Source organism: Polynucleobacter sp. (genome assembly GCF_040400325.1).
GTDB lineage: Bacteria > Pseudomonadota > Gammaproteobacteria > Burkholderiales > Burkholderiaceae > Polynucleobacter.
Genome location: NZ_JBBAQK010000008.1, coordinates 84,686 through 110,414, shown reverse-complemented (window position 1 = coordinate 110,414; position 25,729 = coordinate 84,686). Strand labels below are relative to the sequence as shown.

The window sequence follows — 25,729 nt, the reverse complement described above, 5'->3', positions numbered from 1 at the left end:
TAGCCCTATGCTAATGAGTAATGGGGCAATTACTTTGGGTGAATAAGCTAAAAAGAAATAATGAATAGCGTAAACACCTAGCGATAATTTCCCGCACAGAATTAAAAAATTTCTGATCGGTTTAATCTCTGTTTCACTAATCCACTTCGCCGCACTGAGAATGACTAATGAACCAGTCAGGGCCACTACTCCAGCATAAAAATAGATGAGTCCTAGTGGAGCCAGCGTTAATCCATCAATATTATCTACAGCCGTTCTAGACCAAAATGGAATCAGTCCAATAAAAATAATCCATGCCAGCAAATACTTCCATGTTGATAACTTTAGATAAACGTATTTATAGAAACCCATTCCAAGTAAGTAATAGATGAAGTATGGTCTTAACAAGCCAATACCTGCTCCACGTGGAGTGTGTTCACGAATTACCCACCATATTAAAATCATCAAAATGATTTGAATTCTTCCATCACAAAGCAGTTTTGATGCTGTCTTTAACCCTGCCTTTTGAAATAAAAGATTCAATGCAGAGAATATGATTTCAAAAATTGATGCAAGAACAATGCAATAAAAAATAGCCAGCAAAAACCAAAGTGCAGTATCAGGCCGCCTAAATGCCAGAATCAATGCAGAAAAGATACTATCGCTATGGTGATAGATCAATTGATTGATGACACACCAAGCAAGAAAAGGTAATAACAGCCGAAGTGCTGCCTTAGATATCTTCGTTTGTGCCCGCTTTAATATGCCGCCAACCCCGTCCTGTATGCTGTCCGAGCGAAAGGCAATAGCTGCAACGGCTCCAGATAGAAATACAAACAAGGGCATATGAAACGAGTAGATCACCCTAAACCATAGTAGATCATCAAATTTTTCTGAGCTACCTTGGATCACATGGCCAACAACGACCAAGATAATTGCCAAGCCTTTAGCAATATCTAGAAATGCATCTCTACTATTGTTAGTGATCATATATTTTGGCTACATCTTCTCGCATGCACAGATCATATAATCAATCTAATGAATAACAAAGCATTGGTATCCTGGAGTGGAGGAAAGGACTCTTGTTTAGCTCTTTGGCGAGCCCAGAAGCTCGGGATAACTGTCACCCATCTTCTTACAGCTCTAGATGAGTCAGGCCTTAAAACGCGCTCACACGGTGTCAGTAAATCACTCATTCATTCTCAAGGACAATCCTTAGGATTACATAATGAATTCATTTCAGCATCTTGGCAAGATTATGAACAAGAGTTCATCGCCAAGTTAATACAACTTCATCATGAAGGTATTACACAAGCCATCTTTGGTGATATTGATTTGATGGCCCACCGGGAGTGGGAAGAAAAAGTCTGTTCAGCTGCAAATATTGTGGCAATGCTTCCACTCTGGAATGAAAATCGCCTCGCACTCGTAACTGAGTTTCTTGATGCTGGATTTAAAGCAAGGGTAACTTGTGTAGATGGGCGATTCTTAGATGAATCATTTGTCGGCGTGGAATTCGATGCTCAATATATTGCTCGATTACCAGAGGGTGTAGATGCCTGTGGCGAAAATGGGGAATTTCATACCTTTGTATATGATGGTCCCAATTTCTCAGGGCCAGTCAAGTGGAAGAGTCTGGGGAAGCAAAAATATATCTCCCCGCCTGAATATGGGGAACAGACCTTCTATTTTGATTTATTAGACAGCGTCTAAGTTTTTGGTCTATCAAAAACGTTGGGTAGCAGCCCCATTACCGCAAAACTTAGAGAATAATAAAATCCAGCTCATACGCATACTAGAAACATCTAAACCATCTGGCTTAGGAATATTTTTCTCTACATAGGAAGTAATTGCGCTCGCAGCATCGCCTTTAGCGGGCTCGCAAAAGCTTTTTGCGACGATATTCACAAGAACAAATAGCACTAAAACAGTCGCTATGATGAAAATAATTGTTTTCTTATTCATTTAATGCCTCACTCTTTTATATTGCTAGATCAAATGCCAGTTCGAATAATTCTACAATGATAAACCCCATAATGCGGCTAGGGATTTCATGAATGTTTTATGTAAATCAGTTGAAATAAGCTCCAGCATCCTATTTAATACAAGAATGCTCAAACCCTTCTCTCAATCAGAAATTCTCATTGCAGGGCCCGCTCGTAATAACGAAGATACCCTTGCGACAGAGCTTAGCACCCTTCTGAATAGTGTTGTGGGCTTCAAAAAAGCATTTTTCCTAGTCATAGAAAGCGATTCTACAGACGGTACTGTTGGCGAATTAGAGAAACTTAAGCGGTCCACTCCTTTATTTGATTTCATTTCCTTGGGGCATCTTGTTAAAAAAATGCCTAAGCGTACTGAACGCTTAGCCTTTGCCCGTAACCGTATTTTGGAAGAAGTTCGGTCCAATCCCATGTACACCAATGTTGACTTTATTGTCATGGCTGATTTGGATGGCATCAATCGCAGTGTTACTCGAGAGAAAATTGAGTCATGCTGGGATTTGACTGAACCCTGGGATGTGATTACTGCTATTCAATCAGAACGCTACTACGATATTTGGGCGCTGAGGCATCCCGATTGGAGTCCGATTGACTGCTTCACTCACAGATCTCGCTTAGAAAAAGTCATTGGTAAAGATGCAGCAAACACCATAGCCGTTAAAGCTAAGCAAGTTGTATTACCTTCCTCTGGAATGATTGAAGTGGATTCTGCGTTTGGTGGTCTGGCTATATATAAGCGTGAGGCCTTATTAGCAGGGCACTATATCGGACTTGATCATTCTGGTAACGAAGCCTGTGAGCATGTCAGTTTTCACAATGATTTAAGAAAAGCTGGGTATCGTATATACATCAATTGCGCGCTGGTCAACAGTGCACATCATATTGATCCCCCACCACCGCTCCCAAAAGGCAGAACAATGGCGGGAATCAAGTTCTTGCAAAAGATAGGGATTGCTCTATTTGGACAAGAACGCTTTCATAAGTATTTAGATTTTCTAAAAAACTCTTAAGCGCTCCACCATTCTCTAGCCCTTACTGCTTACTTGCCAATTCTGCACTCAGATGGCAGTAACTGAGGGATCAAATTCGTTTCTGTTGAGCGACAAGACCAACCGCCTGACCAAGTAGATCCCTCTGACTTAGAGAGATCTACTGGCTTCGGAGAATTTGCAACTGGCTCATTGGTCGGAAATAGGTGCAAGGTATTTTTACCTTCTGGAGCAACGCTATTCTGAAAATCAATCGCGATAGCACCAGAGGGTGTAATTTCAATCAGCTTGACGCTACGTGTTGGCGTAAAGGTAAAAGAACCATTAGTTGCTTCATCCATCGGGACCGTACCGCGACTAGCAAAAGCTTCTGTGACAGACAACTTAGCGCTAGAGGATAAATTCATGCCCTCAACGATGCGGCTACGGGCAATGTAATCTTGATATTGAGGCACCGCTACAGCCACCAAGATGCCAATAATGGCCACCACCACCATCACTTCAATTAAGGTAAATCCAGCTGCTTTAGATTGCTCTACTTTGTCATTGAAAATTGTTTTCATAAAATAAAAATCCCCTGGTTGATCGGAATTCATGATCCATCATGTCATCCTTCATCCAAGGGAAAAATACTGTCAGAAATTTCTGATTATTGCCGTCAGGTAATCAACAGCAGCCATTTAGGCTTTTTTTTGACTGCGCTTTACAAGTTCGCCTAGGACCATCACTCCAATAGCACCTATAGCACCTGCTAGTAAGCCATATGACTCAACCCCTGCTCCGAGGTACTTAATGACACCCGGATCTGAGAGAATCATTCCGCCGGCAATCCAACCTAGTAAACCAGCCCCGGCTGTAACAATAATCGGGAAACGATCAATTAGATATAAAACAATCCGACTTCCACCAATAATCAGAGGTACAGAAACTAGCAAACCAAAAACAATGTATCCCAATTGATGCGCTTGATCCTCTACCTGACCTGCGGCACCAGCAATTGCTAATACATTATCTAGACTCATCACAATGTCAGCAACGATAATAGTTTTAATTGCTGCAAATAATTTATCAGGCGCTTGCATAGCATGATCTTCTTCACCGCCTGAATCCACCATCAACTTATAACCAATCCACAGCAGCAGAATACCGCCAACAAACTTTAAGAATGGGACCTGCAGCAGCGTGACCGCGAATGCGACCAAAAGAATGCGCAGAATAATTGCACCGGCAGTACCCCACAAAATACCTTTACGGCGCTGATTAGGGTGTAGGTTGCGGCAGGCTAAGGCAATCACAACAGCATTGTCACCGCCCAATAGAATGTCAATCAAGATGATCTGTGCGATGACAGACCAATCCAACATTGTTAAAAACTCCATGTCATCCTCTTACATTTTTATGTTTTAACTTCTGATTGTTACAAAAAAAGATGATGTTTGGCATCCTTTTCCTGAGTCTTAATTACAACATAGCTTTCAATAAAGCAGCCATTTCAGATGGATTCTTTGTGACTGTGAAGCCACATTCTTCCATTACAGCCAACTTAGCATCAGCAGTATCAGCACCACCAGAGATCAATGCGCCAGCATGGCCCATTCGCTTTCCAGGAGGTGCAGTCACACCAGCGATGAAGCCGACTATTGGTTTTTTCATATTATCTTTACACCAGCGAGCTGCCTCTGCCTCATCAGGTCCGCCAATTTCACCAATCATGATGACTGCATCGGTTTCTGGATCATCATTAAACATCTTCATGATATCGATGTGCTTTAGGCCATTGATAGGATCACCACCAATACCCACTGCAGTCGACTGACCTAAGCCAATAGCGGTTAATTGACCAACAGCCTCATAAGTCAAAGTACCAGAGCGACTGACAACGCCAATACGACCCTTTCTATGAATGTGGCCAGGCATGATGCCGATCTTGATTTCATCAGGCGTAATGATTCCAGGGCAGTTTGGCCCTAGCAATAAAGTCTTTTTACCGCCAGCCGCTTCCTTGGCTTTCATCTTATTGCGTACTTCCAGCATATCGCGTACTGGAATGCCTTCAGTAATACAAATAACAAAATCCAGATCAGCCTCTACCGCTTCCCAAATAGCTGCTGCTGCGCCAGGAGGCGGAACATAAATGACAGAGGTAGTTGCACCAGTTTGCTGGGCAGCTTCTTTCACTGTTCCATAAATTGGAATATTAAAAATCGATTCACCCGCTTTTTTAGGATTCACACCAGCAACAAAACAATTTTTGCCATTTGCGTATTCCTGACATTTTTCTGTATGGAACTGACCGGTCTTACCAGTGATACCTTGTGTAATGACTTTGGTGTTTTTATTAATCAAAATAGACATATTGAAATTCCTGGATTATTTGTTTTTGGCAACAGCAGCAACTACCTTAGTAGCGGCTTCAGCCATTGAGTCTGCGCTAATGATCGGTAAACCAGAGTCAACTAGGATCTTCTTGCCTAACTCTTCATTGGTACCCTTCATACGCACAACCAAAGGAACGGTTAAATTCACTGCCTTACAAGCAGTCACAACCCCTTCAGCGATCACATCACAACGCATAATGCCGCCGAAGATATTCACCAAAATAGCTTCAACACTCTTGTTCTTAAGCATGATCTTAAATGCTTCAGTCACTTTTTCTGCAGTGGCACCACCACCAACATCCAAGAAATTGGCTGGCTCGCCACCGAACAACTTAATCGTATCCATAGTGGCCATTGCTAAACCAGCACCATTCACTAAGCAACCAATATTGCCGTCTAAAGAAATATAAGCAAGGTCAAACTTGGAAGCTTCAATCTCTGCTGCATCTTCTTCATCCATATCGCGGTAAGCCACGATTTCTGGATGACGGAACAGTGCATTTGGATCAAAATTAAATTTAGCATCAAGCGCCTTGATCTTGCCATTACCTTCCAGGATTAATGGATTGATCTCTACCAGGGATGCATCAGTATCCCAGTAGGTTTTATATAAATTCTTAAACACATCTCGCGCCATTGGAATGGAGGCATCAGGAACGCCAATGCCTTTGGCAACAATATCGCAATCAGCATCTGTTAAACCAATCAATGGATCAACAAATACTTTAATAATTTTTTCTGGATGTGATTCAGCAACTTCTTCAATATCCATACCGCCTTCACTAGAAGCCATGATCACGTTCTTTTGTGTAGCACGGTCTGTCACGATACTGAAGTAATACTCTTTTTTAATATCTGCGCCATCTTCAATTAAGAGACGATTGACTTTTTGACCTTCAGGTCCAGTCTGATGAGTTTTGAGTTGCATACCCAAAATCTCAGAAGAATATTTCTTGACCTCATCCATGCTTCTGGCCAATTTCACACCACCGCCCTTGCCACGTCCACCCGCATGAATCTGCGCTTTGACAACCCAAACTGGACCACCTAGTTTTTCAGCAGCTTTTACTGCCTCATCAATACTTAAAGCAGGGATGCCATTTGGAACAGGCACATTAAATTGGCGCAGAAGTTCTTTGCCCTGGTACTCGTGAATTTTCATAATGACTCCGAAACAGTATCTTTATTAGCAAGTGATGAGGATTAGCAAAATCGATGTCGCCTTAATCTCATCCCTACCCTGAAAATAGCTAGATTAGCCAAATTTGAATAAATGCGAACGGCTTGACCGACTACACAAGTCTATCATGTTGCATCGCCGCAAACCCAATTTTGTGCTCCGTGATTGCCCTAGTCTTGGGGCTGGCCAGAGACGACCTTTACTACCACCTCAGAACTGAAGCCCTTAGAGGCTAAGAAGCGATAGTGCTTGGCTTTCTCCTTTTGATCCTTGGCAGGCTCACCAAACTTTCTGGACCACAAGTCATAAGCCCGCTGATATTCGGTCTCTTTGAGTGTTTTGAGAAGAGGCGCCGATTTACTGGAATCTACACCAGCTCTTTCGAGCTCATCTTGGATCTTGCGGATGCCATATCGCTCACCGCGACGACGAACCAAGGCCTCCGCAAAACGCTCATCCGAAAGCCAGCCGCGCGCTTCAAAGTCATCCAAAATCGTGTCGATCTCTATTGCAGTAGATTTGACTGGAAGGCTATTTAGATCGGCACTTGAACCTGCTTCCGCATCTGTCCTAGCAAGCCTTAACCATCGTTGCTCGGACTCAGCTAGTTTGGCAGCCATGCCTTTACGGCTATATTCTCGTAGCGATAAAAGACGCAAAGCCCGAGCTTTGAGACTCGGGCTTTGTTTAGCGCCTTTTTTTTCTTTACCACCTAGTTCTGACATCAAACTATTCGACTTCCTCTTCTTCACTCAGTACATCGGTAACTACGGCTAAGCCCGCTTTGACACCTAACTTCTCACGTATTTTTGCCTCGATATCTTTAGCGATTGCTGGATTCTCTTTTAAGAATTCCCGCACATTGTCTTTACCTTGACCAATGCGATCGCCGTTATAGCTATACCAAGAGCCAGACTTTTCAACGAGATCGGCTTCTACACCCATATCGATAATCTCACCTTCGCGCGAAATACCTGCGCCATACATGATGTCAAAAATGGCTTCGCGGAATGGAGGAGACACTTTGTTTTTGACAACCTTTACACGAGTCTCATTACCTACCACCTCATCACCCTTCTTGATGCTACCAATGCGGCGAATATCTAAACGCATCGATGCATAGAACTTGAGTGCATTACCACCAGTTGTGGTTTCTGGGGAGCCGAACATGACACCAATCTTCATTCGTATTTGGTTAATGAAAATGACAGTTGTATTAGTACGTTTAATAGCACCAGTGAGTTTGCGCAAAGCTTGGCTCATTAAACGTGCCTGCAAACCTGGTAATGAATCACCCATGTCACCCTCAATCTCAGCTCTTGGAACTAAGGCGGCAACCGAATCAATCACGATCAGATCAATTGAACCCGAGCGCACTAAAGCGTCAACGATTTCTAAAGCTTGCTCACCAGTATCAGGCTGAGAAATTAAAAGATTGTTCACGTCTACGCCAAGACGTGATGCGTACTGAACATCCAAAGCATGCTCAGCATCAATAAAGGCACAAGTGCCGCCTAACTTTTGCATCTCTGCAATCGCATGCAAGGTTAAGGTTGTTTTGCCGGATGACTCTGGTCCATAGACCTCAATCACACGTCCCCGTGCCAAACCACCAACTCCAAGCGCAATATCAAGACCTAATGATCCACTTGATACCACTTGAATATCTTCACTGATTTCAGCATCGCCCAATCGCATGATTGAGCCCTTACCAAATTGCTTCTCAATCTGAGCTAAAGCTGCTGTTAGCGCTTTTTGCTTATCTCCACTCATTCCTTCGAATTCTGAGGAGGCTGATTTTTTCTTATCATCCAAGGCCATTTTTGATTCCTTTTCGCTTTGTATTGGGCTTTTTCCCGAAGTTTTATCGACTACCTGACAACTTAGAAGTTACTGTATATAAAAACAGTACTATTTGCAAGCGACTTTTTAAAGGAATTTACAGATTTTTTACTAGGGCACCATCGACTCTGGGCCTGTCCCAATAGAAAAAGAGGGGCATTGCTACTGCCCAAATTAGGCTAATCAGGCCTAAACCCAGGATTTGGGACCCAGACCCCCAGTTGGCTGCCCCTAATCGAATTCCAGCCTCATAAGACAGGGGGCCGCAAATTGCCCCTAAAACTACCCCCAGAACCAGCTTACCCCGCAGCCAAGATAAGGAGCTATTGAGGGTGCTGGCTACTAAAAGCCAGAGTGCCCACATCCATGCTGGTGCTAAGTAAGGAGAGGGCCAAGCATCCTTAAAGTCGACGAGCCCAAGATACATCAGAAGGCTATCGGTCACGATCCCAAAAGATAGTACTTTGAGCAGCAAGCTGAGCTCCAGCTTTGGGGCCTGAGAGCGCCAAATATGAAACACAATATATGCCAGACTTCCGATCACTGCCCAGAGATCCTGCTGATGAGCAGCGCCCAAGACACAAGCAAACCAACCTGCTTGAAAAAAAACGAAATTCCAGAATTTAGACATAACTTGATTTTATCTGCAAAGAAAAAGGTCGCCACAGAGTGTGTAATGAACTTTCAACTTTCTGGGCCGAGACTTAGATAAAACGGAATGCAATGATGGCGATGATTGTTGGTGGTAACGCATATAAAAATAAGTAGAGTGGGCTAATCGCGCCCTCTTCAAAGCTGGGCTTCAGAATAGAGAAGCCTGCGGGATTGGGGGCGTTAGCAATCACCGTTAAGCCACCACCTGTGAGCGCACCCGAAACCAATGAGTATTTAAATTCATCAGAGAGTCCTTCTACTAACGATCCTAAATAGGTCAGCGCAGCATTATCAGTCACTGCAGTAAGGACGGTAGCGCCGTAATAAACCGAAGTCGCATCTAAATTGACCAGAAGGGATTGCAACCACCATTTTTGTTGTCCGCCCAGAACCACAAGACCAGCTAAGAAAAATGCCACTAATAAACTTTCGCGAATAATCAGCTTATTTTGATAGCGTGCGTAGGCTGCGGTATAGCCCACAAAAAACAAGAACAAGCCCATAAATAAAACCGAGTGGTGCACTGATATCACCACCCCAACTAAAAACGCTAAATGAATTGCAATCACACCAAACGGAATCGCATCAATTTTTTTCTCACTAGGCGCGATGCTAAAAGCATTTAATTCTTTAAAAAAGATCAATGCAAGCAAGGTGGAATTAGTAGCCACTGCGAGTGCCGAACGCCAACCAAAGTTCTGAAGCATAAACAAGAGATCCCAGTTCCAGGTAGTCGCTACCATCAATATGGGAGGGGCTGCATAAGGAGTTAATGCGCCGCCAATCGAAATATTCACAAACAGTACGGCAAGGGCCGCATACATCAACTTAGGTGAAATATTCTTCGAAAAATAGTAATTGCGTAGCAGCAAAGCGGCTACCGTCATGGCAGCGGGCTCTGTAATAAATGAACCAAGCAAGGGCACTAGCGTGAGTGTGACCCACAAAAATCCAACCGACTTATTAACGGGCAGTAAGGCAGTCACACGTAACACCAAGAAAAGGCAAAACTCTAGAACTGGTTTACTCGCTGCGATGATCATGATCACAAAAACAAATAGCGGTTCGGTAAAGTTCAGTTTATCAAGGTAGGCGATAGTCGCATCATGCCCGCTGTAGACGAAAAAGAATGACACCAATACCATCGCCCAAAAACCAAATACCACCTCAACCTCACCAAGCAAATGCCAAACACCAGAATGGTTTGGATATTGATGCGCGAGGTGCTCAAAAAACTTCGTTGAAAAAGTATGTATCACCGCCACTGCAAAGATGGCGCTACTGACAATATTAATTATGGTTGGAGTCATATCGATCAGTATAAAGATGAAATCTCAATTACTTGAGGTTCTCAATCATTTGATGGGCAATAAAAAACCCGCTCCGGAGAGCGGGTTGATAAAGCCTCGGGAATGAACCCGAGAAGCAGTCTGACTACTTAAGTGGCTAGCGTATTGATATCACCACGCAACGTTGGGTAACGAACGTGATCGACCAGCTCTTGAATATCCTTACGTGGGGCTGGGGTTAGCAAGCTCACAAGGATAATCGCTGCAAACCCAAGAGGTACGCCAAACAAACCAGCAGAGATCGGCAGGATACCCCACCAAAGTTCAACTGGTGAAGTGACACCGAAAACACCTCTTAACCACGGCTGAGTCGTCGCCATGTAATAGAACGTGACTCCGAGTCCAAGCACCATGCCAACGCAAGCGCCCGCCTTATTAGCGCGTTTCCAGAAGATGCCGAGCACCAGAGCTGGGAAGAACGCTGCGGCAGCAAATGAGAAGGCTGCAGATACCAAGAACAAGATATCTGCTGGCTTTTGAGCCGCTACATAGGCTGCAGCCAACGCAACAAGAAGCAACAAGACTTTTGAAATTAAAATGCGCCGTGCAGCAGGTGCATTTGGATTAATCATCTTGTAGTACAAGTCGTGCGATAAGGCGTTTGCAATGGTCAATAGTAGTCCGTCAGCAGTGGACAGCGCTGCCGCTAAACCGCCAGCAGCTACTAAACCTGAAATGACATATGGTAGGCCAGCAATTTCTGGACTTACCAGCACAACAATGTCACCGCCAATGGTCATTTCAGCAAGCTGGAAGATGCCGTCCTTATTAACGTCTACTACCGATAATAAGGCGGGGTCAACCTTAGACCACTGCCCGATCCAGGCCGGCAATTGATCAAATGGCGTTCCGACCAGCATCGTAAAGACCTCATACTTCACCAAGACTGCCAAAGCAGGCGCAGTGAAGTACAACAAGAAGATGAAGAACAAGGACCATGTCACAGACTCACGTGCTTGCTTTACCGACGGAGTCGTGTAATAGCGCATCAGAATATGTGGCAATGCCGCTGTACCCACCATCAAACAAAAGATCAATGCTAAGAAGTTACGACGTGATGTATCAAATGCCGTACGTGCTTTCTCATCCCCTGCAGGATCACCTGCAAACTGCTGAGCATGGCGTGGCATATTAGCAAGCGGCTTAGAGCGATTCTCTGCTCCAGTTCTGCCCGCTGTCCAAGCCTTTTTAGCAGCTTCAGCATCCTTTGGTACAGCAGCCAGTGCTTTTTCAGCAGCAGCCACTTCTTCCGCAGGTGCATTTGCAGCCTTCAGATCAGCAACTTTTTTAGTAGCAGCTTCTTTATCAGCAGCCAGTGCAGCAGGAACATCTTTTAATTTTTCAGCAAAAGCGTCAGCGCGGGCTTTAAAAATAGCGCGCACTTCTAACTCTTTTGGATCTTTAATTAATTCCGCTTCTTTCGCTGTGACTTTTTCCAACTGGTATCCATAGATAGCCTGTGGAATTGGATTATTCGTCTGCTTTACTGATAACCAAACCACTGGAATCATGTAAGCAATGATCAAGATGATGTACTGAGCCACTTGAGTCCAAGTCACTGCACGCATACCACCTAAGAATGAACAGACCAAAATACCAGCTAAGCCTACGAAAATCCCGATCTCAAATGGCACACCAGCCAAACGGGTTGTAATCAAACCAACACCGTAAATCTGCGCAACCACATAAGTAAAGGAGCATAAAATCGCCGCAAAAATTCCGATAAAGCGTGGAAGATTACCGTCATAGCGCGCGCCCAAAAAGTCTGGGATCGTGAACTGACCGAATTTACGAAGATAAGGAGCCAAGAACAAAGCCACTAAACAGTAGCCGCCTGTCCAACCCATAATGAAGGCTAAACCGCCGTAACCTGTTAAGTACAAAGTACCAGCCATACCGATAAACGAAGCAGCCGACATCCAGTCAGCACCCGTTGCCATACCGTTATAGAGTGCTGGGACTCGACGCCCAGCTACATAGTATTCTGATGCGTCACTGGTTCGGCTCATTACGCCAATACCGGCGTAAAGCAAAACAGTTGCGCCCAAAAAGATGTAGCCAATCATCGCGCGACCCAGGCCCATTTGCTCTGCAATGGCCAAAATCACAACGAAGGCTATAAAACCCCCCGTATACCAACCGTAGATCTTGTTTAGTTGCTTTTTAAATTCGGCATTACTTTCGCCGACGCTGCTAAACATACTTCCTTTACCGCTAGGTATCATTTCGGCCATGATTAATCATCCTCCCCTTCAGCGCAACCATACTCTTTATCAAGATTGTTCATGTAGTGCGCATAGTAGCCAATAATCAGAACGTAAATCACCAGTGCGCCCTGTGCACCAACCCAAAAGCTAAACGGCCAGCCAAAAAAGTTGAAATTCAACTCACGCGCTTCATATCCAACAACATAGGTGATAACAAACCAGATGGCTAACAAGAATGCTGTCATCCTCAGATTTTTTTGCCAATATTGCTTATGTGATTCTGTTAATTGCATAACAGTTTCTCCTTAAGTTAATAAAATACTTCTACACCAATTGCCTTTACTAGAAACTTCTAAGCAGCTAAACCAGTTTCCCTCTCCAGCTGCTTAGCAAATTTAGGTTCAAACTCTTTTAAATGACGAATAATTTTGGTCGCTTCGTCAGGCTGATTGCGCTCGAAATAAACCCGCGCAAGTTGATACCAAGCGTACGGGCTCATTGGCTGCAGTTGGGTATTCTTCTTGAGGGCTTTAATTGCCTCATCAGAGCGTTGCAATTGAATCAGAACCAAGCCCAGACCATACCAAGCTTGATCTAACTTTTCATTGATTCTGATGGCTTGCCGAAAACTGTGTTCAGCATCCTTAATTTGACCGACTTCCTCTTGCAAGAAGCCGAGGTTGTACCAGGTGGCTGCTGTGACGTCTGGAGATAAAGTCAGTCGCTTATAGTCAGCAATAGCGCCTGCTTTGTCGCCGCACTCGGTTTTCAGATAGGCAAGACTATTGATTGCATAAGCATCGTTTGGAAATTGCTCGAGCATTTCTTCAAATACTTCCATTGCCTGATTTTTCATGCCAAGCACAATCATTGCCATGGCACGCCACTTCAAAATATGCCAAGCGAGTGGGTGTCTTTTTACTGACATTTTGCGATTCCAATTGAAAGGCAATGCTCAATCTTCGCTATCGTCACCGCTATATAGAGAACACCAACAATACAAAATGCCACAAATGGTATTTGGCTATCCACAATTTGCTTTGGTGCAATGAGGCGTGCAAGTAATGTCCAAGGCTTATTGACCATGCCGATCAGTTGATAAAATAAATTGGTATGTCTGCCTTGTCCGGCTAGAACATAAAGTAAGCCTTGGCCGGCTAGACCAAGACCACCAATATATAAAAGCAATTGAGCAATATTTAAAAATAAAAGCAAAAAGAATCTCCGATAATTACATTCGTACTAATAAACCGAATTATGTTAAATTTATTTTGCTTAAAAAATGGGTGCTTTCCCCTATAAAACCCTACGATATCAAAGGTTTATAGGGGCCATTGGGTGCTTACAAGTCTATGATTTATAAGCACTTTAAGTGTTTGGTGGCGAATCAGGGATTTGAACCCCGGACCTGCGGATTATGATTCCGTCGCTCTAACCAGCTGAGCTAATTCGCCAAAGGATCGATTTTAGCTTATTTGGATAAGCCGATCAATTTAAATTAGTTTTATTTAGTGCGTGAGGAGAGCTTTTTATAGACCTCCTGAACAAAAATCCAGAGGGCAGGCAAACCTGGAATCACAATCATTGCAAGAGCGACTAGGGAAAAATTACTCTTTACCCAAGGATGATCGCCAATGATGAAACCAAGGCTAGTCAAACTACAAACCCAAAGAATGCCGCCAGCAATATTATAAAAAGCAAATACCGAGTAACGCATATGGGCAACACCTGCCACAAAAGGGGCAAAGGTTCGTATGAATGGCATAAAACGGCCAAGAACAATCGTTATTGGACCGTACTTCTCGTAAAAAGCATGGGCCTTGTCAAAGGCATTGCGATTAAACCAACGTGAGTTTTCCCAAGAAAAAACCCTGTCTCCAATATAGCGTCCGATGGAGTAGTTCAAGGCATCACCAACGACGGCTGCAGTAGTTAGCAAGCCCATCAGCAAAAATAAATCCAAACCACCAACCGCAGCAATCGCACCTGCCACAAATAACAAAGAATCTCCAGGCAAAAACGGCATCACTACAAAGCCTGTCTCGACAAAAATAATGGCGAATAGTAAGGCGTAAATCCACATGCCCCACTCATTAGCCACAAGCGCTAAGTTTTTATCGAGGTGAAGAAATAAATCTAGGAGGTAAGAGAAGTCCAAAAGAGAGTCCTTGAAGGGGGGCGGCGACTACCGAGTGACGCTGAAATTGTAACAAATGATGATCTAGGAGCCGTTTAAATTAACTCGATCGTCTTTGGCATTGAAGAATGTTACAGTTTTCCGATCTAGACTCATTTGAGATACAGGTACTAAAGTATTTAGGAAGTTTCTTCTTGCATCTATTCTTACTTTCACGAAAAACGACATGATCAAGATATCTAATCTATTTACAAAAACTCTTTTGCTGAGTGCCTGCGTTTTAGTCACCCTATTGACGATGGGTTGCTCTAAATCAGACAACAAATCCTCCAAAGTTTTGCAAGTTGCGATCTCACCCTCTATTCCGCCATTTACCTATGAAGAAAATGGCAAGACAGTTGGGGTTGATCTGGATATCTTCAAAGGCTTTTGTGAATCGCGTGGCTATACCTACCAATTAAAAGCATATGACTTCCAAGGGATGCTTGGCGCTGTTGCTAGTGGACAAGCAGATGTTGCCTTCTCTGGAATTTCGATCACACCAAAACGCATGGAAGTGATGGACTTTTCTAATCCATATGTACAAAATGCTTGGGACTTAATCAGCCTCACCAAACGTAATATTCGTATCACCGAACTATCACAAATTAAAAATTACTCTATTGGCTTTCCAAGTGGCGCAGTCTTTATGGGCTACATTGAAAGTGAATGGGCGCCCAAAGGAATTTACCCTGTTAATAAAGTCAAGCTCTACCCATCAATGAGCGAGGTGCTCACCGACCTGAATAACGGTAACTTGGATTTAGCTTTTGTCGATCACTCTATGCTACTAACCTATGTCAACAAGATGAAGATGCCTTTGACCAGTAGCTATGAGATTCCTTATGCCGATAAGTTAGGCTTTGCTTTTGTAAAGGGCTCTCCTATTAGAGAAGACTTTAATAAATACCTCGCTGAATTAGGTCAAGACAAAATCAAAGCGATGGAAGAAAAATGGAGTAAGTAATGCTCAGTCACTTGGGTGCGATCTAATGCGTCTTCTCTCTATCTCCAGTGGCAAGGTAGCTCCATTATTTGGCAATCACCATCCTGATTACAAATCCGTTCCTTCAGCAATTCGTAAAAAGACGGTCAGCGATCTTAGTAATCCGACCTTAATTGAAATTACCCAGCTTGGTGTTCAAGGCGATGAGCAGGCTGATCTGAGCGCCCACGGAGGTCTTGAAAAAGCGATCTATGTATACCCCTTTGAGCATTACTCTTTTTGGAATAACTTACTCACCCGCGAAACAAAAAAATCAGTCAATCTTCAAGCTGGGGCCATTGGTGAAAACTTCACCATTGAAGGTCTGCTAGAAACAGAAATATTTGTTGGTGACAAACTACTAATAGGCAAGCTCGAGTTTTCCGTAGTCAAATTACGCGAGCCCTGCTTTAAGTTCAATGCTGCGATGGGTTACAAAGGTGCCGTCAAAGCGATGTTGCAATCAGGATTCTCCGGCTGGTATATGAGAGTGAACAAAGCTGGGTTTCTAGTACCAGGCTCGAAGATTACAGTCATTCCGGGTACAAGACAAACTTCTATTGCTCAGCAAAACCAAAACCTATTTACGCAACACAATCAACGCGATTTATGGGAATAAAAAAACCCGACCATTTCTGATCGGGTTTCTTATTGCATACAGACTAAAGCAACTTAGTCCTTAGCGTAAATATTTACATCTTTAGTTTCTTTAACAAACAAGGTACCGATGACCAATGTAATTGCAGCAATGATGATTGGGTACCAGAGACCGTAGTAAATATTACCGTTTTGTGCCACCAAGGCAAAGGAGATCGTTGGCAACAAACCACCGAACCAACCGTTACCAATGTGATACGGCAAGGACATAGAGGTGTAACGAATGCGGGTTGGGAACATCTCAACTAACATCGCAGCAATTGGGCCATAAACCATGGTTACCAAGATCACCAAAATTACCAAGATACCAAGAACTGCAGGATAGTTAATGGCAGCAGGATCAGCCTTTGCAGGATAACCAGCAGCATTCAATGACTCACGAATGGCTTTCTTGAACTCTGCGTCTTTTGCTTTCGCATCCGCTGGAGCTAGACCTTTAGCAGAGTAACCCTGAATCTCAGTATCACCAATTTTCACAACAGCAGTTCCACCAACCGGGCCAGCAATTGTTGTGTAGCTTGCAGAATTAGAAGCCATCACCTGCTTTGCAATATCGCAAGAGCTAGTGAACTTTGCAGTACCAGTTGGGTTGAACTGGAAAGTACATTCGTTCAAATCAGCAGTAATACTTGCTGGTGCAGTTGCCATTGCTTTTTCTAATGCTGGATTAGCAAAGTGGGTTAAGCCATTAAATAAGGACACTGGTGTATTCGGGATATACAGAATGATGGCGAATAACAAACCGCCCATGATGATGATCTTACGACCAATTCTGTCTGACAAGCTACCGAATACCACAAAGAATGGTGTGCCAATGACCAATGAAGCTGCAATCAATAAGTTTGCCGCTTTTGGATCGACCTTCAATACTTGGGTGAGGTAGAACAAAGCATAGAACTGGCCCGTGTACCAAACTACTGCCTGACCTGCGACCAGGCCAAACAATGCCAAGATCACAATCTTCAAGTTTTTCCACTCACCAAATGATTCTGTCAAAGGTGCTTTAGACAATTTACCTTCATCTTTCATCTTCTTGAAAGCTGGGGATTCATTCATGGACAAACGAATCCATACAGAAATAGCCAACAATGCGATAGAAGCGATGAAAGGAATACGCCAACCCCAAACATCAAAGTCTGGACCGGTGAATTCACGTGTGAACAAAATCACGAGTAAGGACAGGAACAAACCGAGAGTAGCAGTTGTCTGAATCCAAGACGTGTAGGCTCCACGCTTACCATGAGGAGCATGCTCAGCAACGTAAGTTGCTGCACCACCATACTCACCACCCAATGCCAAACCTTGAAGCATCCGTAAGGCGATCAAGATGACAGGAGCAGCAACGCCGATGGTTGCATAGTTCGGCAAAATACCCACGATGAAGGTTGCACCACCCATTAACAGGATGGTTACCAAGAAGGTGTACTTGCGACCAATTAAATCACCTAGGCGGCCAAACACTAAAGCGCCAAATGGACGCACGATAAAGCCGGCAGCAAAAGCTAGTAAAGCAAAAATGAAGGCAGAACCTGCATCTAGTCCTGAGAAAAACTGCTTGGCGATTACGGCAGCCAATGAACCGTAAAGATAAAAGTCATACCACTCAAAAACCGTACCTAAGGAAGAAGCAAAGATAACTTTGCGTTCTTCAGCGGTCATTGGGGCTGCTTTAGTTTTAGTAGATGCCGACATCAGAAACTCCTAACTATTTTTATAAAGTGAAAAGCAAGGTGGAGTATGCTTTACCATACTATTAGTAAGGGTATATGCCCATTAAATTAACTTCGGGTTTTCCCGAGCAAAGTGGATTTTCTGCGTGCATTTGGTGCATTCCTATTTTGGCTTTCTGCACCAAAGCATTGCATGTAGCCCAATTAAGGTGCAAGCTTATTTACTCAAGAATATTTGAATGATTTAATAACATTTAAAGCATCAACATCTAAAGCCCAAAAAAATAATTTATTAAGGAGTAAGACCATGAAAAGACGTGACTTTTTAGGTAAGACCGCGCTCGGAGCTGCTGCTGGCGTATTGGCAGCCCCTGCTATTGCCCAATCAATGCCTGAAGTGAAATGGCGCTGTGCCTCTAGCTTTCCTAAAAGCTTAGACACTATTTATGGTGGTGGTGAATATATCTCTAAACGAATTGCTGCACTAACTGATGGTAAATTTCAGATCCGTATTTTTGGAGCCGGTGAGATTGTTCCAGCCTTTGGTACTGTTGATGCAGTTCAACAGGGTACTGTGGAATGTACTCATACTGCTGGTTACTACTTTGTTGGCAAGAACAAAACTTTTGCCTTTGATACTACCGTTCCGTTTGGTATGAATCAGCGCCAACAAAATGCCTGGATGTATTGGGGTGGCGGCCTAAAACTGCAACGCGAGTTTTTACGTGACTACAACATTATTTCTTTCCCAGCTGGCAACACTGGAACCCAGATGGGTGGTTGGTTTAAAAAGCCAGTAAAAACAGTTGCTGACCTTAAGGGTCTGAAAATGCGTATTGCTGGACTTGGTGGTGAAGTGATGTCTCGCCTTGGCGCAATTCCGCAGCAAATTGCTGGTGGTGATATCTACCCAGCCCTTGAAAAAGGCGTGATTGATGCAGCTGAGTGGGTGGGTCCTTATGACGATGAAAAATTGGGCTTTTACAAAATTGCCCCTTTCTATTACTACCCAGGATGGTGGGAAGCCTGTTCGATGTACTCGATGTACGTGAACATTAAGGAATGGGAAAAGTTGCCTAAGCAATATCAAGAAGCTTTGATCTCAGCATGCGCAGAATGCAACATCGACATGATGGCCGAGTACGACTACAAAAACCCAATTGCCTTGCAAAGCTTAATTAAGAATGGCGTCAAATTGCAGTCTTATTCCACAGATATTATGAAGGCAGCCTCTAATGCCGCTTTTGAAATGTATGAAGAAGAGGCGGCAAAAAATCCATCGTTTAAGAAGATTTACGAGCCTTGGAAAAAGTTCCGCAATGATCAGATGCTGTGGAACAAAGTTGCTGAGCAAACTCTCATGAGTTTCATGTTGACTAATCCAGTCAAATAAATGGAGTGAGAGGCTGATATGCCAAAACAATTATTAGTTTTTGCAAGTTTCGTTGATCGCTTAAACGACCGTTTTGGTGTATTAGCAAGTTGGATGGTTTTGATTGCCGTACTGGTCAGCACAGCAAATGCGCTGATTCGGTATGGCTTCAATTTGAGCTCTAATGGCTGGCTTGAAGCCCAATGGTATTTATTTGCCGGCATGGTGATGTTTGGTGCTGCAACGACCTTCCGCCTCAATGAACATGTGCGAGTAGATGTGCTCTATGCGATGTACCCCAATAAAGTTCGCCTCTGGTTAGACTTTTTGGGTGGCATTGTTTTCTTTCTACCCATGACCACTATCATTGGCTATTACTCCTGGGAATTTTTTATTACTTCGGTGATTCAAAATGAAACTTCGAGTAATCCAGGAGGTCTTATTCGCTGGCCAGTTCGAGGTGCAATCACCCTAGGTTTCTTTTTATTAACCCTTCAGGGCCTCTCTGAAATCATCAAACGCTATGCAGCCATTATTGGCATGATTCAAATCGATCCTAAGTACGAAAGACCGCTCCAATGATTAACCATGATTTGATGGCCCCCATCATGTTTGGCGGGCTGATTGTATTTTTATTAATTGGGTACCCAGCCGCGTTTTCGCTCGGTGCTGTTGGCTTATTCTTTTCTTTTATTGGCATCGAAATGGGCATGTTCCAGCCCACTTTCTTGCAAGCACTACCAGACCGAGTCTTTGGCATTCTTTCGAATGACTTATTGCTCTCGATCCCCTTCTTCACCTTTATGGGTGCGATTCTCGAGAAGTGTGGATTAGCAGAAGACATGCTCGAAGGTTTGGGTCAGTTATTTGGCCCAGTCCGGGGTGGCTTAGCATATGCCGTCATTATTGTTGGTGCAATTCTGGGTGCAATCACTGGAACCGTTGCTGCATCCGTGATTGCAATGGGTCTAATCTCCCTGCCGATCATGCTACGTTATGGTTATAACCCGCGTGTAGCGACCGGTGTGATCGCAGCATCAGGAACGATTACCCAATTGATTCCACCATCACTGGTATTGATTGTGTTGGCTGACCAGTTAGGCAAGTCAGTTGGTGATATGTATGCCGGTGCTATTGGACCTTCCATCATTCAAATAGCACTGTTCTGTTTGTTTATTTTCTTCTTATCGATTTTTAGACCACAAGATGTACCAGCACTTCCACCAGAAGCGCGTCCAAAAATTGATTGGAAGTTATTAAAGAAAATTCTGTGGGGTATTGTTCCTTCCGTTGCCCTCATCTTCTTAGTGCTTGGTACGATTTTGATGGGTCTAGCAACGCCAACTGAAGGTGGTGCGATGGGCTCAGTGGGAGCCTTGGTTCTCGCCGCTATGAATGGGCGCTTACAAAAGACTTTGGTTTGGGATGCAATGACTTCCACGATGCGCATCAACGCCATGGTGATCTTTATTCTGATTGGCTCTACTGTTTTTGGCTTAGCGTTCCGTGGTGTGGATGGTGATCTGTGGATTGAAGAATTACTTTCAGGCTTGCCAGGTGGCCAACTCGGCTTCTTGATTGCGGTGAACTTGTTTATCTTCTTCTTAGCTTTCTTCTTAGATTACTTTGAGATCGCCTTTATCATCATTCCACTGCTTGCTCCAGTAGCGCAAAAATTAGGAATTGACCTTATTTGGTTTGGTGTACTGCTCGGTGCCAATATGCAAACCTCCTTCATGCATCCACCCTTTGGATTTGCATTGTTTTATCTGCGAGGGGTCGCACCGCCATCAGTGAAGAGCTCTGATATTTACTATGGCGCCCTGCCATGGGTAGGTTTACAACTGATTTTAGTAGCGATCATCATCTTCGTTCCAGAGACAGTGACCTACTTTGTTGATAAGCCGACAGCTGTCTTTGATGCTAGTGGTCCATCCGTTGATCCATTAGCTGGCGTCGAGCAAAATGAGATCAAGGTAGACTCTAGTGCAGAGATCGAACGGCAATTACGCGAAAATAAATAATATAAAAATAGTAGTAGAAAAAAATAGAGGGGTTTTTAATGCAGGCAAAGTGGGGTATTCAAGGGATGGCGGTTGCGCCGCATTCCCTTGCATCTGAATCGGCACTAGCAGTTCTCAGAGAAGGTGGCAATGCTCTAGAGGCAATGGTGGCTGCAGCAGCAACCATTGCTGTCGTTTACCCCCATATGAATTCAATTGGTGGCGACTCTTTTTGGGTCATCCATTCACCTGGCAAAGCGATGGGTGGTATTGATGCCTGTGGAGCAGCTGCAGGTTTAGCTACTAAACAATGGTATGCAGATCGAGGTATTACTAAAGCAATCCCTTTTCGTGGACCCGTAGCTGCCAATACCGTTGCCGGCACAATCTCTGGATGGGGCGCTGCACATAAACTATCTAAACAAGGTCTAGGTGGCAAGATACCTTTATCTCGTTTATTAGCAGACGCCATACATTATGCAGAATCTGGCGTTCCAGTCACTTATAGCCAATCAAGTCTGACTGCAAAAAAGCGTGAAGAACTCTTGGCCATTCCTGGATTTGCAAAAACCTTTTTAATCAATGGTAAAGCGCCAGCGGTAGGCAGCATCTTTAAACAGGATCGTCTAGCAAAGACCTTGCGTCAAATTGCCACAAAAGGAACGGATGATTATTACCGTGGCGATTTAGCAGAATTACTTGCCAAAGAATTAACTGATATTGGTGCGCCACTTCGGCTGGCTGACCTACAGCGTCATCATGCTAAGTTGATTGATCCGCTCGAGCTAAAACATAGCTTGGGTAAGGTTTACAACATGGTGCCACCTACTCAAGGCGTAGTGTCATTAATGATCATTGGTATTTTGGATCAATTGAACTTAAAACGGTTTAAGGTGGATAGTACTGAGTATGTTCATCATTGCGTTGAGGCAACCAAACAAGCATTTAAGATTCGGGATCAGTTTGTCACTGATCCTGCTTATATGACAAAAAATGCACAATCATTTTTATCGCCTACATTTCTGAAAAAACTGGCCAAGAACATTGATCCAAATAAAGCGCTGCCTTGGGGTCAAGGTAAAGGACCGGCTGACACAATCTGGATGGGTGTGATTGATGGCGCTGGCAACTGCGTCTCCTTTATTCAAAGCATTTATCACGAGTTTGGGGCTGGTATTGTGCTACCTAAGTCTGGCGTGAATTGGCAAAACCGTGGCTGCAGTTTTTCTCTTGATCCAAAAACACTGAACCACCTTGAGCCTTATCGAAAACCCTTCCATACGCTCAATCCAGCGCTGGCATTATTTAAAGATGGACGCTCGATGGTATACGGCACGATGGGTGGAGATGGTCAGCCTCAAACACAATGCGCGATCTTTACTCGCACTGCTACCTACGGACTTGATCCACAAGATGCCATTAGTCGCCCACGTTGGTTACTCGGACGTACATGGGGCCAAACCAGCGACAGCTTAAAGCTCGAATCTCGCTTTAGCCCATGGGTTGCAAAAGAACTCCATGCCTTAGGTCACGAGGTAGAAATGCTAGATGCTTTTGATGAAACTGTAGGTCATGCAGGCTGCATCATTCGTGATCCATCGGGCACCTTACGTGGCGGCTGGGATCCCCGAAGTGATGGTGCAGTCAGCGCGTTTTAGTAATGAATGCTTTTGGCACGCGCAGATCCCAATGAATGGCGGCTGCGCGTAAGCCAAAAATACCTAACATGCAGATGACAGAACCCTCAAGGGTATATTGCGGCAAAAAATTGAGTATTAGCACATAAGCAATACATCCAAAGCTCACTGGAATTGCATATAGCTCATCAGACATTAATAGCGTTTTACGTCCAGCCAATATATCGCGTAATAAACCACCACCAATTGCAGTAACGACTCCCATAATCACTGGAGCCACTGGCAAGCCAAAGTCCATATTCCAAGCTTTATCCGTTCCTTGAATGGCAAATAATGCAGCTCCAAATCCATCCATGTAGAGCATTGAGCGATAAATTTGCGGCTGAGTAAAAAGTGATTCAGCAAAAAAGGCTAAGATACTTGCGCCCAAGGCAAGCCATACATAGATTTGACTCTGAGACCAAAAGATTGGGGTTTCCAAAATAATGTCGCGAATCGTTCCGCCACCGATCGCCGCAATCAGGCCAAGAACCAATACTCCAAATAGATCTACCCCACGGTCTGAGATGGCCAATACTCCCGTGACCGCAAATGCCATTGTTGCAATAATGCTGATCCAAAAATTAATCTCTTCCATAATGATCAGTCTAAAGCACTTTATTTTGTTTTATCCTAAATTTAATGCCATTCCTTGAAAGACTTTATATGAAACCAAAGATCTATAGTTATTGGCGGAGTTCAGCCGCTTTTCGAGTTCGTATTGCCCTAAATCTAAAAGGCATAGGTCATGAAATCATTCCCATTCACCTTGTTAATAATGGGGGAGAGCAACTGACTGAAGGATATTCAAAAAAGAATCCAAATCACTTGGTACCCCTTTGGGAGGATGGTCAAAACAGTATTCATCAGTCCCTAGCCATTATTGAATATCTAGAAGAAATCCAAGCAGAGCCCCCGCTCTTACCAAAGACTCCTATTGATCGCGCGTGGGTGCGCTCAATTGCTATGGATATCGCCGTTGATATTCACCCGATTAGTAATTTGCGAGTGCTGCGTTATTTAATTAAAACGGTGGGCGCCAATAATGAAACAAAAGAGATTTGGTATCAACATTGGATCAAGCTAGGCCTTACGAGTCTTGAAAAACAACTCAGCACAGATCCACGAGTCGGTCGCTTTGCCTTTGGCGATCAGCCTGGCCTGATTGATATTTGTTTAGTGCCACAACTCTTTAATGCTTTAAGTAGCAAGATGGATATGAGCCCCTATCCAAGGCTCATGAGCATCTTCGATGAGTGTATGAAACTACCAGCTTTTATAGACGCCTCTTGGGAGAAGCAGGTTGATGCAGAAGGGCCAAACCCCTCTAAGTGATTTTGGATTCCATCATCTTGACCAAAGCATGGACAGACTCGTTATACGGCGTCGCAATTCCATGGCGCCTACCCAATTCCACAATATAGCCATTTAAAAAATCAATCTCTGTCTTTTTTCCTCTCGCTAAATCCTGAGCAGTTGAGGAAACCTGCGTCACCATCGTAGTCGCAATCGAGTCGTTTGCAGCAAGCGCCTCTGACATACTAATATTGACACCTTCAAATGTAGCGACCGTCAGAAACTCTTTTGTAATGTCTTCAATGAGCTTAACAATCTCAGGGGATTTGAACATCTCCCCATAAGAAATCTGACCAATTCCTGAAATCGCATTCAAAGAACAATTCACCAAAAACTTGAGCCACATATCTCTTTTAATCTCAGGAGCAATAGAGCACGGGACTGCTGCCCCTTCAAAAAGTTGGCAAATCTCTTGGAGATTTTCATGATCATTCGGTGATGTATTGCCAATGCTACCAACTAGAAGCTCGCCCCTACCGTGATGCTTCATCGTTCTTTGACCAATCATTCCTGCGGCAACATAGACTACTGCTGCATAGATAGGATTGCTCAGTATTTTGGAGGCAATCTCAATATTGGCCACTCCATTTTGCAAGCTTAGGATCACTGCCTTACTTGGCAAAATCGACTTCACCTCTGAAAGCGTTTTCTCAGTATCGAGCGACTTGACACTCAGAAGAACTAAATCTGCATCCCTAAGCAAAGAAATTTCTGGGCTCGCTTTGACCCTGACGGTCTCATGAAATGCCTTGCAATCCATTTCTAAGCCAAAATCATTTAAGGCTGCAGCACGCTTTGGTCTGGCAATGAAAGTGACATCGTGATGTGCGCGAGCCAACATGCCGCCGAAATAGCAGCCAACCGCACCTGCGCCTAATACGTATATTTTTTGATCGCTTGGCAATGGAGATTTAATACTGTTGGATTACTAATTTATAAATCAAGTAGCAATGTTCCACTTTTGATATGTGAGATACAAGGCGTTAGGTATTCTTGATGCTCGGTATCACTCAATATACAATCCCCATGCTCTACCTCACCACTAATATATCTTGTCTTACAGGTGCCGCATAAACCCGATTGGCATGAAGTGGGTATCTCAATACCGGATCTTGCCAAAGCGTCAATGATTGACTCAGAACGTGTCAGCGTGATTTTCTGGCCAGTACTCTGAACCTCAATCACTAAGTCTTCAGAGCCCGCACTGGAAATTTGATTCACTTTTTAGTCTCGTTCCATAAAAAGAATGGGCT

The 25,729-nt window shown here is 43.8% G+C and carries 28 protein-coding genes and 1 tRNA gene; 9 read left to right on the top strand and 20 right to left on the bottom strand.

Going from position 1 to position 25,729, the window contains the following annotated elements:
* Positions 1-969 (bottom strand): acyltransferase family protein (locus tag ABWP14_RS07845; RefSeq protein WP_353202420.1); only part of this gene is annotated, 969 nt, incomplete at its 3' end.
* Positions 970-1,017: 48 nt separating this feature from the next.
* Here ABWP14_RS07845 and ABWP14_RS07840 point away from each other — a divergent pair.
* Positions 1,018-1,692 carry a Dph6-related ATP pyrophosphatase gene (locus ABWP14_RS07840; RefSeq protein WP_353202419.1) on the top strand — a complete coding sequence of 225 codons (675 nt, stop codon included), beginning with the start codon at positions 1,018-1,020 and terminating at the stop codon, positions 1,690-1,692.
* A 12-nt stretch (positions 1,693-1,704) separates the two neighbouring features.
* Here ABWP14_RS07840 and ABWP14_RS07835 read toward each other — a convergent pair whose 3' ends face one another.
* Positions 1,705-1,944 carry a hypothetical protein gene (locus ABWP14_RS07835; protein WP_353202418.1) on the bottom strand — a complete coding sequence of 80 codons (240 nt, stop codon included), beginning with the start codon at positions 1,942-1,944 and terminating at the stop codon, positions 1,705-1,707.
* A 145-nt stretch (positions 1,945-2,089) separates the two neighbouring features.
* Here ABWP14_RS07835 and ABWP14_RS07830 point away from each other — a divergent pair, with 145 nt between their 5' ends.
* Complete coding sequence (locus tag ABWP14_RS07830; protein ID WP_353202417.1) at positions 2,090-2,992, top strand: hypothetical protein; 903 nt, start codon at positions 2,090-2,092, stop codon at positions 2,990-2,992.
* Positions 2,993-3,021: 29 nt separating this feature from the next.
* Here the strand turns inward: ABWP14_RS07830 and ABWP14_RS07825 are convergent, their stop codons facing one another.
* The 14 genes from ABWP14_RS07825 to ABWP14_RS07760 all read right to left on the bottom strand — a co-directional run bounded on the left by ABWP14_RS07825 (position 3,022) and on the right by ABWP14_RS07760 (position 14,739).
* Positions 3,022-3,534 carry a pilin gene (locus tag ABWP14_RS07825; protein ID WP_353202416.1) on the bottom strand — a complete coding sequence of 171 codons (513 nt, stop codon included), beginning with the start codon at positions 3,532-3,534 and terminating at the stop codon, positions 3,022-3,024.
* A 117-nt stretch (positions 3,535-3,651) separates the two neighbouring features.
* Positions 3,652-4,350: a TerC family protein gene (locus tag ABWP14_RS07820; RefSeq protein WP_353202415.1), complete on the bottom strand. Its 699-nt coding sequence runs from the start codon at positions 4,348-4,350 to the stop codon at positions 3,652-3,654.
* Positions 4,351-4,432: 82 nt separating this feature from the next.
* Positions 4,433-5,326, bottom strand: a complete 894-nt coding sequence (gene sucD / locus ABWP14_RS07815) for a succinate--CoA ligase subunit alpha (RefSeq protein WP_028818728.1) — start codon at positions 5,324-5,326, stop codon at positions 4,433-4,435.
* Positions 5,327-5,341: 15 nt separating this feature from the next.
* On the bottom strand, positions 5,342-6,511 hold the full coding sequence (gene sucC / locus ABWP14_RS07810; protein ID WP_353202414.1) for an ADP-forming succinate--CoA ligase subunit beta: 1,170 nt from the start codon (positions 6,509-6,511) through the stop codon (positions 5,342-5,344).
* 188 nt (positions 6,512-6,699) lie between these two features.
* Complete coding sequence (locus ABWP14_RS07805) at positions 6,700-7,254, bottom strand: RecX family transcriptional regulator (protein ID WP_353202413.1); 555 nt, start codon at positions 7,252-7,254, stop codon at positions 6,700-6,702.
* A gap of 4 nt (positions 7,255-7,258) precedes the next feature.
* Positions 7,259-8,344 (bottom strand): recombinase RecA, encoded by a 1,086-nt coding sequence (recA, locus tag ABWP14_RS07800; protein WP_502930158.1) that lies wholly within the window; start codon positions 8,342-8,344, stop codon positions 7,259-7,261.
* Positions 8,345-8,468: 124 nt separating this feature from the next.
* Positions 8,469-9,002 carry a DUF2878 domain-containing protein gene (locus tag ABWP14_RS07795; protein WP_353202411.1) on the bottom strand — a complete coding sequence of 178 codons (534 nt, stop codon included), beginning with the start codon at positions 9,000-9,002 and terminating at the stop codon, positions 8,469-8,471.
* Positions 9,003-9,075: 73 nt separating this feature from the next.
* On the bottom strand, positions 9,076-10,335 hold the full coding sequence (locus tag ABWP14_RS07790; RefSeq protein ID WP_353202410.1) for a putative Na+/H+ antiporter: 1,260 nt from the start codon (positions 10,333-10,335) through the stop codon (positions 9,076-9,078).
* Between the two features lie 128 nt (positions 10,336-10,463).
* Positions 10,464-12,608 (bottom strand): sodium:solute symporter family protein, encoded by a 2,145-nt coding sequence (locus ABWP14_RS07785; protein ID WP_502930157.1) that lies wholly within the window; start codon positions 12,606-12,608, stop codon positions 10,464-10,466.
* Positions 12,609-12,610: 2 nt separating this feature from the next.
* A complete protein-coding gene (locus ABWP14_RS07780) occupies positions 12,611-12,874 on the bottom strand; it encodes a DUF4212 domain-containing protein (RefSeq protein ID WP_353202409.1) in 264 nt (87 codons plus the stop codon).
* A gap of 59 nt (positions 12,875-12,933) precedes the next feature.
* Complete coding sequence (locus tag ABWP14_RS07775) at positions 12,934-13,509, bottom strand: tetratricopeptide repeat protein (RefSeq protein ID WP_353202408.1); 576 nt, start codon at positions 13,507-13,509, stop codon at positions 12,934-12,936.
* Positions 13,500-13,796 carry a hypothetical protein gene (locus tag ABWP14_RS07770; RefSeq protein ID WP_353202407.1) on the bottom strand — a complete coding sequence of 99 codons (297 nt, stop codon included), beginning with the start codon at positions 13,794-13,796 and terminating at the stop codon, positions 13,500-13,502. Before ABWP14_RS07770 ends, ABWP14_RS07775 begins: the two co-directional genes overlap by 10 nt.
* 162 nt (positions 13,797-13,958) lie before the next feature.
* Positions 13,959-14,035, bottom strand: a tRNA-Met gene (locus tag ABWP14_RS07765).
* Positions 14,036-14,085: 50 nt separating this feature from the next.
* Entirely contained in the window at positions 14,086-14,739 is a 654-nt protein-coding gene (locus ABWP14_RS07760; protein ID WP_353202406.1) for a VTT domain-containing protein, read from the bottom strand.
* A gap of 205 nt (positions 14,740-14,944) precedes the next feature.
* Here ABWP14_RS07760 and ABWP14_RS07755 point away from each other — a divergent pair, with 205 nt between their 5' ends.
* Positions 14,945-15,724, top strand: coding sequence for a transporter substrate-binding domain-containing protein (locus ABWP14_RS07755; protein ID WP_353202405.1), 780 nt, complete (start codon positions 14,945-14,947; stop codon positions 15,722-15,724).
* Between the two features lie 25 nt (positions 15,725-15,749).
* Positions 15,750-16,361 (top strand): MOSC domain-containing protein, encoded by a 612-nt coding sequence (locus tag ABWP14_RS07750; RefSeq protein WP_353202404.1) that lies wholly within the window; start codon positions 15,750-15,752, stop codon positions 16,359-16,361.
* 53 nt (positions 16,362-16,414) lie between these two features.
* Here ABWP14_RS07750 and ABWP14_RS07745 read toward each other — a convergent pair whose 3' ends face one another.
* On the bottom strand, positions 16,415-18,091 hold the full coding sequence (locus tag ABWP14_RS07745; RefSeq protein WP_353202403.1) for an MFS transporter: 1,677 nt from the start codon (positions 18,089-18,091) through the stop codon (positions 16,415-16,417).
* Between the two features lie 285 nt (positions 18,092-18,376).
* Here ABWP14_RS07745 and ABWP14_RS07740 point away from each other — a divergent pair, with 285 nt between their 5' ends.
* From ABWP14_RS07740 to ggt, 4 genes are read left to right on the top strand one after another with little or no spacing between them, the layout of a single operon-like run.
* The gene (locus ABWP14_RS07740; RefSeq protein WP_353202402.1) at positions 18,377-19,462 is read left to right on the top strand and encodes a TRAP transporter substrate-binding protein; all 1,086 of its coding nucleotides are present in this window, start codon (positions 18,377-18,379) and stop codon (positions 19,460-19,462) included.
* 18 nt (positions 19,463-19,480) lie between these two features.
* Positions 19,481-20,023: a TRAP transporter small permease subunit gene (locus ABWP14_RS07735; protein ID WP_353202401.1), complete on the top strand. Its 543-nt coding sequence runs from the start codon at positions 19,481-19,483 to the stop codon at positions 20,021-20,023.
* A complete protein-coding gene (locus ABWP14_RS07730) occupies positions 20,020-21,465 on the top strand; it encodes a TRAP transporter large permease (protein WP_353202400.1) in 1,446 nt (481 codons plus the stop codon). Before ABWP14_RS07735 ends, ABWP14_RS07730 begins: the two co-directional genes overlap by 4 nt.
* Positions 21,466-21,503: 38 nt before the next feature.
* Positions 21,504-23,102: a gamma-glutamyltransferase gene (gene ggt, locus ABWP14_RS07725; RefSeq protein WP_353202399.1), complete on the top strand. Its 1,599-nt coding sequence runs from the start codon at positions 21,504-21,506 to the stop codon at positions 23,100-23,102.
* On the opposite strand, the gene ABWP14_RS07720 is transcribed toward ggt, so the two are convergent.
* Complete coding sequence (locus ABWP14_RS07720; protein ID WP_353202398.1) at positions 23,089-23,718, bottom strand: trimeric intracellular cation channel family protein; 630 nt, start codon at positions 23,716-23,718, stop codon at positions 23,089-23,091. The genes ggt and ABWP14_RS07720 overlap by 14 nt on opposite strands.
* Before the next feature lie 68 nt (positions 23,719-23,786).
* Here ABWP14_RS07720 and maiA point away from each other — a divergent pair, with 68 nt between their 5' ends.
* Complete coding sequence (gene maiA, locus ABWP14_RS07715) at positions 23,787-24,455, top strand: maleylacetoacetate isomerase (protein ID WP_353202397.1); 669 nt, start codon at positions 23,787-23,789, stop codon at positions 24,453-24,455.
* Here maiA and ABWP14_RS07710 read toward each other — a convergent pair.
* Together ABWP14_RS07710 and ABWP14_RS07705 are read right to left on the bottom strand one after the other, a co-directional pair.
* Positions 24,448-25,380: a ketopantoate reductase family protein gene (locus ABWP14_RS07710; RefSeq protein ID WP_353202396.1), complete on the bottom strand. Its 933-nt coding sequence runs from the start codon at positions 25,378-25,380 to the stop codon at positions 24,448-24,450. The two genes, maiA and ABWP14_RS07710, sit on opposite strands and share 8 nt — an antisense overlap.
* Positions 25,381-25,409: 29 nt before the next feature.
* Positions 25,410-25,697: a 2Fe-2S iron-sulfur cluster-binding protein gene (locus ABWP14_RS07705; protein WP_353202395.1), complete on the bottom strand. Its 288-nt coding sequence runs from the start codon at positions 25,695-25,697 to the stop codon at positions 25,410-25,412.
* Positions 25,698-25,729: the final 32 nt, after the last annotated feature.

Bases quoted from the DNA above. Each gene is read 5' to 3' on its own strand.
- ABWP14_RS07825 (WP_353202416.1), bottom strand. From the start codon at position 3,534: ATGAAAACAATTTTCAATGACAAAGTAGAGCAATCTAAAGCAGCTGGA.
- ggt (WP_353202399.1), top strand. From the start codon at position 21,504: ATGCAGGCAAAGTGGGGTATTCAAGGGATGGCGGTTGCGCCGCATTCC.
- ABWP14_RS07750 (WP_353202404.1), top strand. From the start codon at position 15,750: ATGCGTCTTCTCTCTATCTCCAGTGGCAAGGTAGCTCCATTATTTGGC.
- ABWP14_RS07805 (WP_353202413.1), bottom strand. From the start codon at position 7,254: ATGTCAGAACTAGGTGGTAAAGAAAAAAAAGGCGCTAAACAAAGCCCG.
- ABWP14_RS07820 (WP_353202415.1), bottom strand. From the start codon at position 4,350: ATGGAGTTTTTAACAATGTTGGATTGGTCTGTCATCGCACAGATCATC.
- maiA (WP_353202397.1), top strand. From the start codon at position 23,787: ATGAAACCAAAGATCTATAGTTATTGGCGGAGTTCAGCCGCTTTTCGA.
- ABWP14_RS07775 (WP_353202408.1), bottom strand. From the start codon at position 13,509: ATGTCAGTAAAAAGACACCCACTCGCTTGGCATATTTTGAAGTGGCGT.
- ABWP14_RS07840 (WP_353202419.1), top strand. From the start codon at position 1,018: ATGAATAACAAAGCATTGGTATCCTGGAGTGGAGGAAAGGACTCTTGT.
- ABWP14_RS07780 (WP_353202409.1), bottom strand. From the start codon at position 12,874: ATGCAATTAACAGAATCACATAAGCAATATTGGCAAAAAAATCTGAGG.
- sucD (WP_028818728.1), bottom strand. From the start codon at position 5,326: ATGTCTATTTTGATTAATAAAAACACCAAAGTCATTACACAAGGTATC.
- ABWP14_RS07795 (WP_353202411.1), bottom strand. From the start codon at position 9,002: ATGTCTAAATTCTGGAATTTCGTTTTTTTTCAAGCAGGTTGGTTTGCT.
- ABWP14_RS07735 (WP_353202401.1), top strand. From the start codon at position 19,481: ATGCCAAAACAATTATTAGTTTTTGCAAGTTTCGTTGATCGCTTAAAC.
- ABWP14_RS07730 (WP_353202400.1), top strand. From the start codon at position 20,020: ATGATTAACCATGATTTGATGGCCCCCATCATGTTTGGCGGGCTGATT.
- ABWP14_RS07785 (WP_502930157.1), bottom strand. From the start codon at position 12,608: ATGGCCGAAATGATACCTAGCGGTAAAGGAAGTATGTTTAGCAGCGTC.
- ABWP14_RS07720 (WP_353202398.1), bottom strand. From the start codon at position 23,718: ATGGAAGAGATTAATTTTTGGATCAGCATTATTGCAACAATGGCATTT.
- ABWP14_RS07740 (WP_353202402.1), top strand. From the start codon at position 18,377: ATGAAAAGACGTGACTTTTTAGGTAAGACCGCGCTCGGAGCTGCTGCT.
- ABWP14_RS07745 (WP_353202403.1), bottom strand. From the start codon at position 18,091: ATGTCGGCATCTACTAAAACTAAAGCAGCCCCAATGACCGCTGAAGAA.
- sucC (WP_353202414.1), bottom strand. From the start codon at position 6,511: ATGAAAATTCACGAGTACCAGGGCAAAGAACTTCTGCGCCAATTTAAT.
- ABWP14_RS07835 (WP_353202418.1), bottom strand. From the start codon at position 1,944: ATGAATAAGAAAACAATTATTTTCATCATAGCGACTGTTTTAGTGCTA.
- ABWP14_RS07830 (WP_353202417.1), top strand. From the start codon at position 2,090: ATGCTCAAACCCTTCTCTCAATCAGAAATTCTCATTGCAGGGCCCGCT.
- ABWP14_RS07755 (WP_353202405.1), top strand. From the start codon at position 14,945: ATGATCAAGATATCTAATCTATTTACAAAAACTCTTTTGCTGAGTGCC.
- ABWP14_RS07790 (WP_353202410.1), bottom strand. From the start codon at position 10,335: ATGACTCCAACCATAATTAATATTGTCAGTAGCGCCATCTTTGCAGTG.